Below are 14,877 nucleotides of genomic sequence, written 5' to 3' on the forward strand. Positions count from 1 at the left end.
ACATCAATATAGGTGGAATTCTCTGAAGCAAAATTGGATCATTAGATGCATAAAGTGCATCAGAATTGGCTAAAAAGTGTGTTTACAGAGAATTGGGGGATATTTGATGTAAAAAATGGAGGTAAACAGCGCTCAACGGGCGTTGATGGCCGAAAATCATGTAGGAAATACATGTTTTTCGGCTTGGACGCTCGGTTTGAGGAACGCGGCGTAAGGCTCTTTTATAGCGATGCTAAGGGATGTTACGACGGTGTCGAGCGCCGTGATTAATGCCCGAGCGCCAGCACTGCGATGCCGCTGCTGTTTAGCAGCGCGCGGATGTCGCGCGCGAATTCCACGGCGTGCACACCATCGCCGTGGATGCAGATCGTGTCCGCGCGCATGCTCAGGTCCTCTCCCTCTCGGGAGAGGACCTTCCCTTCGCGGACCAGCTTTACGACCTGCGCCGCAGCATCGGCGGCGCTCAACAGCAGCGCCCCCGGCTGATCGCGGGGCGTCAGTGTGCCGTCCCGCTGGTAGCTGCGGTCCGCGAAGGCTTCGCTCGCGGTCCGCAGCCCCGCGGCGGCACCCGCCCGCAGCAGCTCGCTGCCGGGCGGGCCGAACAGCGTCAGCTCCGCGCTGACGCTGGCGGTCGCAGCCGCAATGGCCGCGGCGAGATCATGGCGCTTCGCAGCCATGTGATAGAGCGCGCCATGCGGCTTGACGTGCTGCAGGCGTCCGCCTTCGGCGTGGACGAACGCCTGCAGCGCCCCGAGCTGATACAACGTCAGCTCGTAAGCCTCTGCCGGCGTGATCGCGATCTCGCGCCGGCCGAAGCCCTGTAGATCGGGAAGGCCCGGATGGGCCCCGATCGCGACGCCCTTGCGCAAGCACAGCTGCACAGTGCTGCGCATGGTTGCGGGATCGCCTGCGTGGAACCCGCAGGCGATGTTGGCGGAGCTGACGAAGTCAAGCAGCTCCTCATCCCGTCCAAGGCGATAAGCGCCGAAGCCTTCGCCCATATCACAATTTAAGTCAATACGCAGAATTCTCACTCCCAGTTCCTCATTTTCTCGGTTCCTCAGCTCATCAATCCCTCAATCCTTCAGTTCTTCAGCTCTTTCAGCTCTCCAGCTCCTAAATCCCCCCACGATCCCGAACCCAAGCCCGAACCCCAGCCTCAAGCAGCCGCAAATCCATCGTCTGCAGCAAGATCTGCTCCTGGGCTTCCCGGTGGCTGACTTCCCGGAAACGAATCTTTCCGCCTGGCTTCACCTGAGCTACTAAGGGAAGGTCGGCCGTGATGACATGCGCGATGCGCGGGTAGCCTCCGGTTGTTTGGCAGTCCGCCATCAGCAGGATGGGCTGGCCACTTGGGGGCACTTGAATCGTCCCTTGGACGACCGCTTCTGAGATCATCTCACTCGGCACGCCATCAGATAGTTCGAGCCTCATCCCTTCCAAGCGATAACCCATACGATCCGATTGCGAAGTAACGAAATAGTTTTGAGCCAGAAAGCTGCGTACGCTTGCCTCGGTGAAAAGGGCAGCTTCCCTCCCTTGTATGACTCTTACAACTGGATTTTCTTCATAGCCCGGACGAATAAAGGCACTCACAGACCCTGGATGGTGAAGATAATCGCCTACCACGTCATTACTTACCGACAAATCATCTCCCGCTTGTAGTGCTCTACCTTGGTGACCTCCTATGCCCGCACGTAAATAGGTGCTTCTACTGCCCATTACAGGTTTCACCTCGAAACCACCATATACGGCTAAGTAGGCTCTGCACCCCATAACTGCATAATGAACGTTTAGCTGGTCTCCTTTACGGATTAGAAATGGTCGCCACAGTGGCACTCGAATACCGTCCCTATCTGCTTCCATATCAGCTCCGCATAAAGATAACAGCATATCCTTTTGCGCTACCATACTCGGTCCTAGCAGAGTCATTTCTAGAGCAGCTGCGTCCCAATCATTTCCAACGAGTATATTGGCTGCTCGATGCGCAAAGAGGTCCATGGGGCCTGATGTAATGACGCCATATTTCCGATGTCCATACCGCCCCTCATCCTGCAAGGTAGATAATAATCCCGGCTTGATGACCTCAAAGCCCATTTCCCATGTTCCTCTCCTTTTCATATTGGAACTGCTCTGCCGTAATGGATACAAATCTTACTTGATCTCCTACCTTTAGTAGAGATGGTGGATCAGATTCCGGACGAAATAAAGCCAATGGGGTACGACCAATCAAATTCCAGCCGCCAGGCGTTTCAAAGGGATAAATGCCTGTTTGAGCGCCGCCAATGCCTACCGAACCAACTGGTATCCTCGTCCGAGGTACCGATTTCCTTGGTGTAGCCAGCTGGTCATCCAATCCGCCCAAATAAGGAAAACCAGGTGCAAAGCCAATCATATATACCGGATAAATCTGTGAGGTATGCAGGTGCACGATCTCTTCCTTACTGACACGATGATAGGCCGCGACATCCGCAAGATCCGGACCATAATCCTCACTGTAACAAACAGGGATTTCAATTGTTGTCCCAGGCTCGTTAATATGAACCTCATTTGTATGTTCAAACTTATGCAAAAGATTTTGAATATGTAATAAGACAATGTCATAGGGTAGTAACGTATTCGTCCAGCTGGCACGCCCATTTTTTCGGGTAGTTCCCTCTTCTGAATAGTAGTTGTAAACCTGGAAACTATCATAATAAATCGTGATTGTTGTATATGCCGTTACTATTTCGGTAAAACCTTCAAAACGATTATTCTCTAAGTAAGCTGTTACCTGACGTACTCGATTCAGAATGGATAAATCAATGTCCGCACCAAGCCTAATCACAATAGCCGAATCTCCAAGCATGTCGCATTCGTAAGAGAGTTTGGTCATGCAAAATGTTGCTTTTTGAGCCAATTCGCACAGAGTTCAGGCCAAATGTAAGCTTCCTGATGATCATCAGCTATTCCAATACCATGACGTCCGCTCTCAAACACGTGCAGATCAAAAGGCACTTTATGACGGCTTAGCGCCCCTGCAAAAAGCAAACTGTTCTCGACGGCAACGGCCGCATCATCAGCTGTATGCCAGAGAAAAGTCGGTGGCGTATGCGCTGTTACTTGTTGCTCATTGGATAGCAGCGAGACTAACTTCTCATCCGGTGTTTTTCCTAGTAAATTAAGCTTTGAACCTTCATGTCCATACTCTCCGGAGAAAGTAATAACTGGGTAACAGAGTACCATCACATCGGGACGACTGCTTTGTCTTTCGATCGGATCGACTGATTCCTGATCTCCTTTATCGTAATGTGTACCGGCTGAAGAAGCTAAATGTCCACCTGCCGAGAAGCCGAGAATACCAACATGGTTCGGATCAATTTGCCACTCTTCAGCGTGATGCCTTACCGTTCGAATTGCCCGTTGTGCATCTTGGAGTGGAATCGGGTGTTCATAGGGAGCTACGCGATAATTCAAAACAAAAGCTGAAATTCCAAGTCCATTTAACCATTTGGCAATGGGCTCCCCCTCATGAGCAGCACGCCTACAATAGCCTCCTCCGGGACATACTATAACTGCAGAGCTCAAGCCTTCCTTAGACGTGGGATACAAAGTCAGACTCGGACATCCTTGGTTATCATCACCTATGCTATCCTTGGATGCTCCGGGCCATAATTCGATCGTTTTAATTATACTCAATGCGAAACCCCCTATTTTCATTTTCGTACTAAGTTAATAATATCGAATCTTAATCAAGTAGCAAGAGTCTATTTTACAAAAAAAGGAGATGATTCTTCATGATAGTAGCTACAACAGAAAACATCGCAGGCTATGAAGTCACGGAAGTGATCCAAAGGATGGATTCACTTATCGCGTGTATTACAATCCTAGATCAGGGGACCGGGAATACATTCGCGAATCCTAATGCCAACCTAGTCCCAGATGACTTCCCAATTTTCGTTCACACTAGCTTCAATGGTACCGCGCTCCATGATGTATCCTGCCAATAATTCAGCTACGTCCGTCGGGATATCTTTGATGACCGGTTTATCCTGGAACATCCCATAATTGCCTCCGCCTGCAGCTCGGTAATTATTCATAACAACATCGTAGGAGGCCTCGAGATCCAGCGGTTTCCCTTCATATTCCAGTTGTACGACACGCTTGCCAATTGGGCGGGATATGTTCAATTTATAGGTAATCCCTTCCCACATATCATAGTTATAATGCGACGGCTTCGGGTCTCTAAACTTGCTGCTCACTTGAACTTCACCAACTAATGTTAGTTCAAAGTATTCTGCTGATTGCTCTAAAGCATCCTTGATGTCTTGTCCGGAAATCCGTATCACTTTCAGTGTATTCGGGTAAATGTAGTTGGAGACGATGTCCCTCATTGTAATATCCGATGGAAATCCTGGCGATACATTATCAAACAACGCTGTATTTGAAATGGCTGCTCCCGAGAGCTCCATCTGAACACGATTGATGAACTCGATCAGCGCATTGTCCTTCAAGCGAATTTGCATGGGATCTTTGACTAGCATATCTCCGGACAGCTTACCAATTGGTTGATCGAGCCACTCCTGTGTCTTCGCTTCATACACACTAACAAGCTCTATCAATTTGTTGTCCGCTTCAATATTAGCCACAGAAAGCAGCTCCGATTTCTTGGCATCGATGCGCCATTTGCCATCTACCTTCGAGAGCTTTAATTCAACTTTACCAAGTGTTACACCAGCAGTTCCTGGTTGTACAATGACAACACCATTGATTTCTACTCCCGCGATGCTTCGGTGTTGATGCCCTGTAAGCAGAACATCTATACCTTCTACTTCCATACATAGTTGAAAGCCCTGATTTTCTCCCGTTAGAGGCTCGGTTGGCTCACCCGTCGTTAGATGTCTTTCAAAACCACCATGGTAGGAGACAACAACGACATCCACTTGCTCATGCTCCTTGAGGAACTTTACCCATTTCTTAGCCGACTCCAAAGCATCTTCGAACCGCAATCCCTCGATATGAGCGGGATTTTCCCAATTCGGAATATAGGGAGTTGTCAAGCCCAGAATTCCTATGCGAACGCCGTCCGGTAATTCTTTAATTAGATATGGCTTTCCTAGGAACGGTTCTCCGCTCACTGCATCCACAATGTTGGCACATAACCAAGGAAACTTTGATTCCTGAACCGCTTTTTGCAGCACACGAAGTCCATAGTTAAATTCATGATTGCCAATAACGGCCGCATCATAACCCACATAGTTCAGACCAAGGACCATTGGATCCATCGGCTCGTTATTCAATCTAGCATGATGATACGCAAGTGGCGTTCCTTGAATCAGATCCCCATTATCAATCACAATAACATGGGCTTCTTTCTTACGTTCTGCGGCAATAAGCGCAGCCACTTTGGATAGACCCACATCGTTAGGTTGATTATTTGCATAGTGAATAGGCAGCATATTTCCATGCAGATCACTTGTTTCTAATATAGTTACTCTACTTTTCTGCAGCTTACAAGATTGAGTCAAATTACCCACTCCAAGCATGTTATTTTGTAACGCCATACATATCGATTGTCAGATTAACAAATACTTCACACAATCTTCCATATATTATATGATAATGTTATAGTACATCATAGATAAAGTATAAAATTAAACGGAGGTCAAAAAAAGATGATGAAAAAATTCACTGTCATTAGTTTGTCCATGATCGTTGCTGCAGGTGTTCTTGCAGGCTGCGCAAAAAAAGAGGAAACAGCTCCTGCTGCATCCGCATCTACGAAAGCTTCCGCTACGCCGGCTGCTGCTGCAGGCTTCGTACCTAAAGAGCTTAAAGTACAGTTCGTTCCTTCCCAAAATGCAGAGACGCTTGAAGCAAAAGCAAAGCCACTTGAAAAACTGCTTCAAGACAAACTTGGCATCCCAGTTAAGGTTTCTGTATCAACAGATTATAACGTTGTTATCGAAGCAATGGCCTCCAAACAAGTGGATGTTGGCTTCTTGCCTCCAAGCAACTACGTTGTTGCTCATGACACTCGTAAAGCAGCAGACCTGCTTTTACAAGCAACGCGCTTAGGCGTTGACGATGCAACAGGTCAACCAACGAAGGATCTAGTTGATTTCTATAAATCAGAGATTCTAGTTAAAGCGGATTCCCCAATCAAATCAGTTGCTGATCTGAAAGGCAAAAAAATGGGCTGGCAAGGTGTTACATCCGCTGCTGGTTACACTTACCCAGGATTCGTACTGAAAAAAGCTGGCGTAGATCCAGTTAAAGATGTAACTGGCGTTCCATTCCAAGGCCATGATAAAGCAGTTATCGCTCTTCTTAACGGTCAAGTTGACGCTGTAGGCGTATTCCAAGACATCCGTACGAATATGACTAAAGATTATCCAGATGTATTCAAACAAACTCGCGTTCTTAGCTACTCTGACAAAATTCCAAATGATACCATCGCTGTTCGTTCCGATATGGATGCAGCATGGAAAAAGAAAATCCAAGACGCATTCATCGCTATTGGTAACGACCCAGATGGTCAAAAAATCATTTTCGATGTTTATTCACACAAAGGCTATGTAGTTTCTGACGATGCCAAATTCGACATCGTTCGCAGCGTTAATAAAGAAATGGGCTTGAAATAAGCTTGGTTTCCTGTGAAATGAAAATACCTCTACATGATTCTTTCGAATTATGTAGAGGTATTTTTTTTGCATTCTACTCCAAACCTCCCTCGCATACTATGAATGTGGCACGTCCGTGTAAATCTTTTTTTACTTTTGCATGACAAACGTTTACCTGGACCTGTCATATATCATAGTGAGGTGAAAATTGGATGTTCGAAATGCTTATTAGCTGCAAAAAAGAAGTCTCTATCCGGTGCGGTAAAGACGAGATAAGGGGGGTTATTACAAATTACTATCCTACTTTTCGACTTTTGAAATTGAATAACGTCCTGATTCCTATAGAGCTGATCGAACAAATTGAGGTGTTAGAACCGGTCTTGGATTCATTCACCCCATCAAAGACCAACCGTGAAAGTAGGTCACTCCGCTTGGTAGCCCAAGGAAGGCATTACAGCTAATGCGTAGATAAAAAAAATCCCCTCAAGGGAAGTTGTATTTTGTACAGCTTTTAGGCTAGAAAGTCGCTGGTTTGTTGCTTAATGTTGCAGAAAATGCAACAATTACGCCAACATTGATCATGCTGCATATTAATGCGGCTAAATTGTTGTATGAACTGCAACATCTTCAACAAATCCTGACGAAAACCGAGAAATTGTTGCACGTTATACAACTCTCCAACTCATCTTTTCCACAATCCGCGAAAACCGTTATCCTGTTATCCCAAAACAAAAAAAAACGTTACTGCCCTAAATGGGCCATCCTAAATAAAAGCCCCCATTTATGAACAAATAAGCCTCCAAAACCACTATAATAGCTGGTGTTGGAGTTATTTTCAACTGAAAATTCACTTGTAAAGACTTTCCCATGTCCTCATACAATGCGTTTGCGGAGTGTACCTGAGATGTAGTCAATGACTGAGACGGTGACAATAATACCAATGAGGATGATACCTACTCGCGGCCACTGCCTCGCGTTGAGCGCGAAGATGAGTGGCGTACCGATACCACCTGCACCAATAACACCTAGCAACGTCGCTGAACGGACATTAATCTCAAAGCGATATAAGGTGTATGATATGAAATCGGGAATGACCTGCGGCACCACGGCAAACGCCATCCGCTGCCAGATGTTTGCACCCACAGCTGTCATGGCTTCCGTAGGTCCCATATCCATATTCTCAATGGCCTCTGCATAAAGTTTGCCGAGCATCCCTACGGAGTGAAGTCCTAATGCCATAACCCCAGCAAAGGCATTAGGGCCTACTGCTTTAATAAAGATCAAAGCCATAATAATCTCCGGTATTGTTCGTACGACACTTAAGAACAATTTCCCAGTGCCTGATACTGCACGAAATCGGCTCATATTGGCTGCTGCCCAGAAGGCAAACGGGATACAGACAACCGCTGAAACAAAGTTTCCTAAGTAGGAAATAGATAAGGTTTCAAGCAAGGATCGAAGTAAATCTTCCCCTTCTGGGATATACACATAAGCCCAGTCAGGATGTACTAAACCGGATAACATGGATTTCGTGAGAATCCAAGTCGTTGGTTGGAAGCCAGTCAACTCAAGGCCGGTTAGTGACCATATGAATAAGGCAATAACTGCAATCCAACCTACTACCTTATACGTAGCTGCACGCGAAGCTGACATCGGTTTCGCGCTTCCTTTTAGCAAATAGGAACGGAAACGTGTGCTGACCAAATCAATAATAACAACAACTAATAGGGTATAAATAACAATGGCACAGGATTGATCGTAACGGAACAGATCCAGCGTGTTTTTAAGCAGCAAGCCAATACCACCGGCGCCAACTAATCCGAGAATGGCTGAGGCTCGAATACTAACTTCGAATGTGTACAATAAATGAGCCAAGTACGTAGGAGCAACCTGAGGAATGACGCCGAATCGAATGAGTTTGAGTTTGTTGGCGCCAACTGCTGTCATGGCCTCAAGTGGTCCCGGGTCAATAGCTTCCGTTGATTCGTAAGAGAGCTTAGATATGATACCAAAGGTGAAGAAGATAAGTGCAAGTGTACCAGCCGTTGGGCCAAAGCCTACCAAAACGGCAAAAAGTGCTGCGTAGAGCAGATCTGGAATTGTACGGAATAGATTCATGATGAGTCTAGCTGGATAGAACAACCATGGCGCCGTAGTAACATTACGAGCCGCTAGCAGTGCCATCGGGAATGCAAACAGTGCTCCAATTGCTGTACCAATAATGGACATCTGCAGTGTTTGTGCCATTGGCTTCCATATATCAGCGAAAAACAGCCAATCCGGCGGAAACATCTCGGCTATGAATTTAAGAATCTCCGGAGTACCGGTAACGAGTTTCGTCAGTGTCGCATCTGTCTGATAAATACTCCCAATCAGGAAAAGCACCATGATCAGGGCAATGAGATAGATCTTGGTACGAGGAGGCTTCTTGACTGTCGTTACACTCATTCCTCCAGCACCCCCAAGAGCTCGTCTTTCTTAATCGCACGGCCATAAATCTCGGAGAATACATCATCTGTTGCTTCCGAAACGGGTCCGTCGTATACGACTTTACCTGCGCGAAGTCCGATAATTCGAGTTGCATATTCACGTGCAAGGTCAATAAAGTGAAGGTTAACGACAGTCGTTATGCCGAGATCTGTATTAATCCGTTTCAAATCATCCATAACTTGTCTTGTCGTTAATGGATCAAGGGAGGCTACCGGTTCATCCGCTAAAATAATTTTCGCTTCTTGTGCCAAAGCTCTTGCTATGGAAACACGCTGCTGTTGACCGCCGGACAATTCATCGGCGCGTGAATAAGCTTTTTCTCGAATATTGACTCTTTCTAGTGCTTTCAGGGAAAGCTCAATGTCGTGTTTAGGAAACAAACCAAGAACTGTACGCAGGGTGGAATGATAGCCTACACGTCCTGACAATACGTTTCGAATTACCGTAGAACGTTTGACCAGGTTAAAGGTTTGGAAGATCATCCCGATATCTCTGCGCATGCGGCGCAATTCGGCACCATTCGCCGTTGTAATCGATTTACCGTTGATCAATATTTCTCCTTCGGTCGTCTCATGCAAACGGTTAATGGAACGCAGCAAAGTAGATTTACCTGCTCCAGATAGGCCTACAATAACAACGAATTCTCCGGGATGGATAGTTAAGTTAATGTCATTCAAACCAACAGTTCCGTTAGGATATACTTTGGAAATATGCTTAAACTCAATCATATAAGTCCTACTTTCTTTTACAGAGTATCTGAAGATTAGACAGACTACTTTCAACGTATTTCGGCAAAATCCTTTTTTCTCTCCTAACCTTTAGAAAATATTCATATTCCATTGTTATCCATAACAAAAAAGTGGCCTCATAAGCGAACTGAGACCACAATCATCACGATGGATTATACTTTAGCACGCCAGCGTTCTTCAATCTTCATCCCTTTCCATACCGCAATAGAAATGGCCCATGCCACCACGAACAGAGCAACTAAGATATAGCCTAATGTCCCGAAATCAATCTCCTGCAGCCACGTCCAGAAGGTTCCTTCCAATTTGAATTCTTCGGAGAGAACTTGACCTAACTCGATCACGCCAATGATTAAAGCAGCAATGACGGCCAAAGCAGTCACTGTTAAGTTGTAATAAAGCTTACGTACCGGTGTATGGAAAGCCCATTTGTAAGCTTTGGTCATGAACATCCCATCGGCTGTATCGAAGAGACTCATCCCTGCAGCGAACAGCAGCGGAAGTGAAATGACGCCAATGAAGGGGATCGCTTCCTTCGCCGCATGGGCTGAGATCGCTAGCAGCGCAATTTCGCTCGCCGTATCAAAACCTAAACCAAAGAGAAAACCTAACGGGTATACATGCCAGCTTTTGCCTATGAAAGAAAAGAGAGGTTTGATCATTCGAGCAATGAATCCACGGGACTCGAGAAGCTCTTCAAACTCTTTATCATCATTTGTGCCGCCACGAAATTTCAAGAACATTTTATATAAATTGATAAGAATGAGTAAATTTAAAATGCCAATAATGACAAGGAACAGACCAGAAACCGAAGCGCCGATAACACCTCCAAAACGCTGCATCCAAGGTAGCTCACGTGCTGCCCATTGTACGGAGAATGCAGTCACAATGGCCATGACGAAGACGACAGAGGAGTGTCCCAATGAAAAGTAGAAACCAACACCTAATGGATTCTTCTTCTGCCCAACGAGCTTGCGTACGGTATTGTCGATCGCCGCAATATGGTCAACGTCGAAAGCATGCCGCATCCCTAATGTGTAGGCAAGGAGCCCAATTCCCCAAAAGGCAGGCGTCATTTTCGCTACACTATATAATCCGATAATCCCAAGTATATGTAAGAGGACGATCACAACAACGTATCCAGCCCAGCTTCTTCTCTGCTGTAGAATTGATTTCCACATGATTGACACCATGCCTTTCTGTGCGTGTTACGATTTAATAATAATGTAGCACACGTGTGCATGAATTGAGAAGTACTTACCTCATTTTTTTGTGAAGAAATCTAACACATATCTGATATAATAGAAACCGTTCCAAAGATGGACTACGGAAAGGAATGGATCCGCCCTATGTCTCTTCGTATTTTTAAGCTTTTTACGATTCTAGTGCCTGTTCTCATCATCGGCGGCTTTGAGTATATTCGTCATGAATTTTTACTTAATTATTTAACCATGGAAGCCGGGAATTTCACGATTACCATTATTACTTTGCTGCTTTCGTATCTCTTCGCTTCGTGGATGTTTCAAAGTATTGAGCGCAGCAATGAGAAGGTGACAATCGGTGAAGCCCGCAGAGCCGTATATGAAGAACGCGAGCGTTTGGCCAGAGAGCTCCATGATGACTTGGCTCAAACGCTTTTCTTTCTTAATGTGAAGTTGAAGCAAGGAGATTTAGAAGAAGCCAAAGCAGCGGTGTCCGAAATCGATAACTCGCTGCGACAGGCCATTTTTAATCTAAGAACACCACCTGAGGAAGGAGCTAACTTCCAGCAGCGCATCCATAAATTTCTGGAGAATTGGCAATTGGTGACGGGTATTGAGCTTCATGAGAAGTTAACTGTGGAAGAGAACAGCTTCGCTTCTGGAGAAGAAGTTCAGCTTTTCGGCATTATACAAGAAGCGTTCACCAATATACGCAAGCATTCCATGGCAACGCAAACTTCAATTGTTTTGGAAGCTAATCCAAAGGCATGGCGACTACAGATTACTGATAACGGAAATAGGTTTCATCATGTAAAGTCAAAAGGGAAGACCTATGGCATTGAATTGATGCAGAAGCGTGCGGCTGAGCTAGGTGCATCTTTCGAGCTTAAGATGAAGGAAACGGACGAGATGGTAACGGGAACTACACTTTTGGTACAAGCAGATAGGAGGAGGATCTAATGCTGAGCAATCAGCCGTTTCGCGTTCTCATCGTAGACGATCATCCACTAGCTAGGAAAGCGATTCGCAGTATGCTGGAGCCTGTATCCGATTTCTATATTGTGGGGGAAGCGAGCAGCGGTGAAGAAGCTATTCTTCTTTGCGGCGAGGTCGCGCCTGATGTGGTTTTGATGGATATACATATGTCCCCTATGGATGGACTTGAAGCAACGCGGCGCATTAAGCAAGCATACGGGGCTATTCGTATTGTCATGCTCACCGTGTCCGATGATGTAGCCGACCTCTTTACAGCGCTGCAATTCGGAGCTCAAGGCTATTTATTAAAAAACATGGACCCTGACGAATGGCTCACTTACCTGCGCGCGCTTCTCGACGATAATTCAGAAGCCGCTAGAGGGATGGCGGATAAGCTTTTCCAAAGATTCCGCGCACCTATTGGTACGCATACAGAGGGCCCAACACCGAGCATGTTGACCTCTCGGGAACAGGAAATTACCGCCTATGTTGCTTTAGGGGATAACAATCGGCAGATTGCAGAAAAGCTGCTGATTTCCGAACATACGGTTAAAAACCACATGAAAAATATATTGGTAAAGCTTGGACTCGAGAATCGTGTCCAACTCACCGCATTCGCCATTAAGTACGGACTGACACGAAAAGGACAAAACTAGTCGAAAAAATAGCCCAGTCGAGTCATACTCTATTGCTTGTCGATCAGGTAATATGGACAACATGATAAGAGTTAACTTGAAGGGGGAACACGTTTTATGTTTAAAAAACTGATGTTAAATGCAAGTATTATGCTAATTGGCTCCATGCTTCTCGCGGGAATCGCCAGCGCCCACGTTACTGTATATCCGAAAGAATCCACACAAGGCAGCTACGAGAAATTCACGGTACGTGTACCTTCAGAGAAAGACATTCCTACTGTGAAAGTAGAAGTGAAATTCCCTATGGATGCTGTAGCGGTTTCTCGCTTCGAGCCCAAAGCAGGTTGGACCTATGAGCTAGCTAAAGATACTGCTGGTAAAATTACAGGTGTCACTTGGAAAGCAACCGGAGATGGACTGGCTAGTACAGAATTCGGTGAATTCAATATGCAGGGCAAAGTAGCGGATGCTGCTACCGAGATCGTGTGGAAAGCCTATCAAACTTATAAGGATGGCAGCGTAGTTGAATGGGTTGGCGCTAATGGATCTGACAAGCCCGCTTCTGTAACGACTGTCAAAGCCAAAGCAGCAACCGGTGCTACGACAGACAGCCACGGACAAGTAACGCCTGGCAGTGCTGCAGCCAGTGGCACTTCATCCAACACTTCCCTCTACCTCTCCATTGCGGCAGTCGTACTTGGAGCTTTATCTCTGATCGTGTCGCTTACAAAAAAGCGTAAATAATAAAAAGGCCTTGAGCTCTCTGTGAACATAACAGATAACTCAGGGCCTTTACTTATTTCCTTAAGCTTGTTTTCTTTGGTAGATTCGGAAGTAGTACTCGTAAGGATTTTTCTCGTTCCGTTCGCCTTGTTCACTGGATACCAACGTCCATTCGGACAAGTCTAGCTCGGTCATAAACGTATCCGCTTCAAACTCATGCTCGATGTGCGTAATGTACATGCGGTCCACGACGGAAGTAAACAGTCGGAAGATTTCCGCCCCGCCGATGACGAACAGTTCCTGATCACGGAAGCCGTCCACCGCTTCTTGCACGGAGTGAATGACCTCACAGCCTTCTGCATGGAACTGCGGATTTTGAGTGAGTATGATGTTACGTCTGCCCGGTAACGGCTTGCCAATGGACTCATACGTCTTCCGCCCCATAAGAATAGGGTGACCCATTGTCACGGATTTGAAAAACTTCAGATCCCCTGGTAAATGCCAAGGCAGTTTATTATTCACACCGATGGCTCGGTTGCGATCCATTGCAAAAATAAATGAAATACTCATGCCTGAGCCCCTCCCTTCGTCACATGATTATAGAATAGCTCGTTTAAATCGCGATTGGCGCCTTGATGCCAGGATGCGATTGATAGTCAACGAATTCAAAATCTTCAAAACCGTATTCAAAGATTGAATCCGGCTTCCGTTTGATTACAAGTTTAGGAAACGGGAATGGCTCTCTGGAAAGTTGTGTCTTAACTTGTTCGATGTGATTCAGATAAATGTGTACATCACCACCGGTCCAAATTAGATCCCCAACCTCCAAATCACACTGTTGTGCTACCATGTAGGTTAATAACGCATAGGAAGCTAAATTAAATGGCAAACCGAGAAAAGTATCTACGGATCTCATTTGAAACATACACGACAAACGTCCATTTGCCACATAAAACTGAAAAGCATAATGACAAGGCGGCAATGCCATACTTTCAATCTCTGCAACATTCCATGCACTAACCAAATGTCTCCGCGAATCAGGATTGTTTTTGATTTGCGTAATCAGTGATGATATTTGATCAATAATCTGACCATTGGGACCCAGCCAAGTTCTCCACTGAGAACCATAAACTCGGCCTAAATTACCTTCCTCGTCTGCCCACTCGTCCCATATTGTAACCCCATTATCTCGCAAGTATTTAACATTTGTACTTCCGCTTAAAAACCAAAGCAATTCATGAACAATAGACTTTACATGTAATTTTTTGGTTGTTAACAATGGGAACCCTTGTGATAAATCTATACGCATTTGGCGTCCAAAGACTGAAAGTGTCCCCGTCCCCGTCCTATCCTCTTTTTGTACCCCTTGTTCCATAATATCTTTTAATAAATCTAAATAAGCCCTCATCTGGCACCTCATGGTTCATAGTTATTATAAATTTCATTATAACAGAGGAACTCCATATTCGGAATTATGGTTTATTTGATCCGACATGCAAAAAAG

The 14,877-nt window shown here is 45.7% G+C and carries 14 protein-coding genes; 4 read left to right on the forward strand and 10 right to left on the reverse strand.

Annotation, left to right across the window (positions count from 1 at the left end; all coding sequences use genetic code 11):
• Positions 1 to 266: 266 nt before the first annotated feature.
• From QFZ81_RS28335 to QFZ81_RS28355, 5 genes are all read right to left on the reverse strand, one after another.
• A complete protein-coding gene (locus QFZ81_RS28335; protein WP_307607066.1) occupies positions 267 to 1,028 on the reverse strand; it encodes a LamB/YcsF family protein in 762 nt (253 codons plus the stop codon).
• 88 nt (positions 1,029 to 1,116) lie between these two features.
• Positions 1,117 to 2,097: a 5-oxoprolinase subunit C family protein gene (locus QFZ81_RS28340; RefSeq protein ID WP_307605523.1), complete on the reverse strand. Its 981-nt coding sequence runs from the start codon at positions 2,095 to 2,097 to the stop codon at positions 1,117 to 1,119.
• Complete coding sequence (pxpB, locus tag QFZ81_RS28345) at positions 2,087 to 2,875, reverse strand: 5-oxoprolinase subunit PxpB (protein WP_307439194.1); 789 nt, start codon at positions 2,873 to 2,875, stop codon at positions 2,087 to 2,089. The genes QFZ81_RS28340 and pxpB overlap by 11 nt, the downstream gene beginning before the upstream one ends.
• The gene (locus QFZ81_RS28350; RefSeq protein ID WP_373463797.1) at positions 2,872 to 3,672 is read right to left on the reverse strand and encodes an alpha/beta hydrolase; all 801 of its coding nucleotides are present in this window, start codon (positions 3,670 to 3,672) and stop codon (positions 2,872 to 2,874) included. Before QFZ81_RS28350 ends, pxpB begins: the two co-directional genes overlap by 4 nt.
• 239 nt (positions 3,673 to 3,911) lie before the next feature.
• Complete coding sequence (locus QFZ81_RS28355) at positions 3,912 to 5,525, reverse strand: bifunctional metallophosphatase/5'-nucleotidase (protein ID WP_373463726.1); 1,614 nt, start codon at positions 5,523 to 5,525, stop codon at positions 3,912 to 3,914.
• A 129-nt stretch (positions 5,526 to 5,654) separates the two neighbouring features.
• Between QFZ81_RS28355 and QFZ81_RS28360 the strand changes: the two genes are divergently transcribed.
• A complete protein-coding gene (locus tag QFZ81_RS28360; protein WP_307439188.1) occupies positions 5,655 to 6,623 on the forward strand; it encodes a phosphate/phosphite/phosphonate ABC transporter substrate-binding protein in 969 nt (322 codons plus the stop codon).
• An 852-nt stretch (positions 6,624 to 7,475) separates the two neighbouring features.
• Here the strand turns inward: QFZ81_RS28360 and phnE are convergent.
• The 3 genes from phnE to QFZ81_RS28380 all read right to left on the reverse strand — a co-directional run bounded on the left by phnE (position 7,476) and on the right by QFZ81_RS28380 (position 11,019).
• On the reverse strand, positions 7,476 to 9,050 hold the full coding sequence (gene phnE / locus QFZ81_RS37535; RefSeq protein WP_373463727.1) for a phosphonate ABC transporter, permease protein PhnE: 1,575 nt from the start codon (positions 9,048 to 9,050) through the stop codon (positions 7,476 to 7,478).
• Entirely contained in the window at positions 9,047 to 9,820 is a 774-nt protein-coding gene (gene phnC, locus QFZ81_RS28375) for a phosphonate ABC transporter ATP-binding protein (RefSeq protein WP_307439186.1), read from the reverse strand. The genes phnE and phnC overlap by 4 nt, the downstream gene beginning before the upstream one ends.
• A 173-nt stretch (positions 9,821 to 9,993) precedes the next feature.
• On the reverse strand, positions 9,994 to 11,019 hold the full coding sequence (locus tag QFZ81_RS28380; protein WP_307439184.1) for a HoxN/HupN/NixA family nickel/cobalt transporter: 1,026 nt from the start codon (positions 11,017 to 11,019) through the stop codon (positions 9,994 to 9,996).
• A 168-nt stretch (positions 11,020 to 11,187) separates the two neighbouring features.
• Between QFZ81_RS28380 and QFZ81_RS28385 the strand changes: the two genes are divergently transcribed.
• The 3 genes from QFZ81_RS28385 to QFZ81_RS28395 all read left to right on the forward strand — a co-directional run bounded on the left by QFZ81_RS28385 (position 11,188) and on the right by QFZ81_RS28395 (position 13,394).
• The gene (locus QFZ81_RS28385) at positions 11,188 to 12,000 is read left to right on the forward strand and encodes a sensor histidine kinase (protein ID WP_307605526.1); all 813 of its coding nucleotides are present in this window, start codon (positions 11,188 to 11,190) and stop codon (positions 11,998 to 12,000) included.
• Positions 12,000 to 12,671, forward strand: a complete 672-nt coding sequence (locus QFZ81_RS28390; RefSeq protein ID WP_307439179.1) for a response regulator — start codon at positions 12,000 to 12,002, stop codon at positions 12,669 to 12,671. Before QFZ81_RS28385 ends, QFZ81_RS28390 begins: the two co-directional genes overlap by 1 nt.
• Before the next feature lie 96 nt (positions 12,672 to 12,767).
• Positions 12,768 to 13,394 (forward strand): YcnI family copper-binding membrane protein, encoded by a 627-nt coding sequence (locus tag QFZ81_RS28395; protein ID WP_307439177.1) that lies wholly within the window; start codon positions 12,768 to 12,770, stop codon positions 13,392 to 13,394.
• A gap of 60 nt (positions 13,395 to 13,454) precedes the next feature.
• Here QFZ81_RS28395 and QFZ81_RS28400 read toward each other — a convergent pair whose 3' ends face one another.
• Together QFZ81_RS28400 and thyA are read right to left on the reverse strand one after the other, a co-directional pair.
• Positions 13,455 to 13,943, reverse strand: a complete 489-nt coding sequence (locus QFZ81_RS28400) for a dihydrofolate reductase (RefSeq protein WP_307605527.1) — start codon at positions 13,941 to 13,943, stop codon at positions 13,455 to 13,457.
• Positions 13,944 to 13,986: 43 nt separating this feature from the next.
• A complete protein-coding gene (thyA, locus tag QFZ81_RS28405; RefSeq protein ID WP_307439173.1) occupies positions 13,987 to 14,781 on the reverse strand; it encodes a thymidylate synthase in 795 nt (264 codons plus the stop codon).
• Between the last annotated feature and the right edge of the window lie 96 nt (positions 14,782 to 14,877).

The sequence above is a fragment of the Paenibacillus sp. V4I9 genome (genome assembly GCF_030817295.1).
In the GTDB taxonomy this organism is placed as follows: Bacteria; Bacillota; Bacilli; order Paenibacillales; family NBRC-103111; genus Paenibacillus_E.

What these genes read in the sequence shown, in the direction of transcription:
- QFZ81_RS28385 (WP_307605526.1), top strand. Translation starts at nt 11,188, where the DNA reads ATGTCTCTTCGTATTTTTAAGCTTTTTACGATTCTAGTGCCTGTTCTC.
- QFZ81_RS28400 (WP_307605527.1), bottom strand. Translation starts at nt 13,943, where the DNA reads ATGAGTATTTCATTTATTTTTGCAATGGATCGCAACCGAGCCATCGGT.
- pxpB (WP_307439194.1), bottom strand. Translation starts at nt 2,875, where the DNA reads ATGACCAAACTCTCTTACGAATGCGACATGCTTGGAGATTCGGCTATT.
- QFZ81_RS28380 (WP_307439184.1), bottom strand. Translation starts at nt 11,019, where the DNA reads ATGTGGAAATCAATTCTACAGCAGAGAAGAAGCTGGGCTGGATACGTT.
- thyA (WP_307439173.1), bottom strand. Translation starts at nt 14,781, where the DNA reads ATGAGGGCTTATTTAGATTTATTAAAAGATATTATGGAACAAGGGGTA.
- phnC (WP_307439186.1), bottom strand. Translation starts at nt 9,820, where the DNA reads ATGATTGAGTTTAAGCATATTTCCAAAGTATATCCTAACGGAACTGTT.
- QFZ81_RS28340 (WP_307605523.1), bottom strand. Translation starts at nt 2,097, where the DNA reads ATGGGCTTTGAGGTCATCAAGCCGGGATTATTATCTACCTTGCAGGAT.
- QFZ81_RS28390 (WP_307439179.1), top strand. Translation starts at nt 12,000, where the DNA reads ATGCTGAGCAATCAGCCGTTTCGCGTTCTCATCGTAGACGATCATCCA.
- QFZ81_RS28395 (WP_307439177.1), top strand. Translation starts at nt 12,768, where the DNA reads ATGTTTAAAAAACTGATGTTAAATGCAAGTATTATGCTAATTGGCTCC.
- QFZ81_RS28360 (WP_307439188.1), top strand. Translation starts at nt 5,655, where the DNA reads ATGATGAAAAAATTCACTGTCATTAGTTTGTCCATGATCGTTGCTGCA.
- QFZ81_RS28355 (WP_373463726.1), bottom strand. Translation starts at nt 5,525, where the DNA reads ATGCTTGGAGTGGGTAATTTGACTCAATCTTGTAAGCTGCAGAAAAGT.
- phnE (WP_373463727.1), bottom strand. Translation starts at nt 9,050, where the DNA reads ATGAGTGTAACGACAGTCAAGAAGCCTCCTCGTACCAAGATCTATCTC.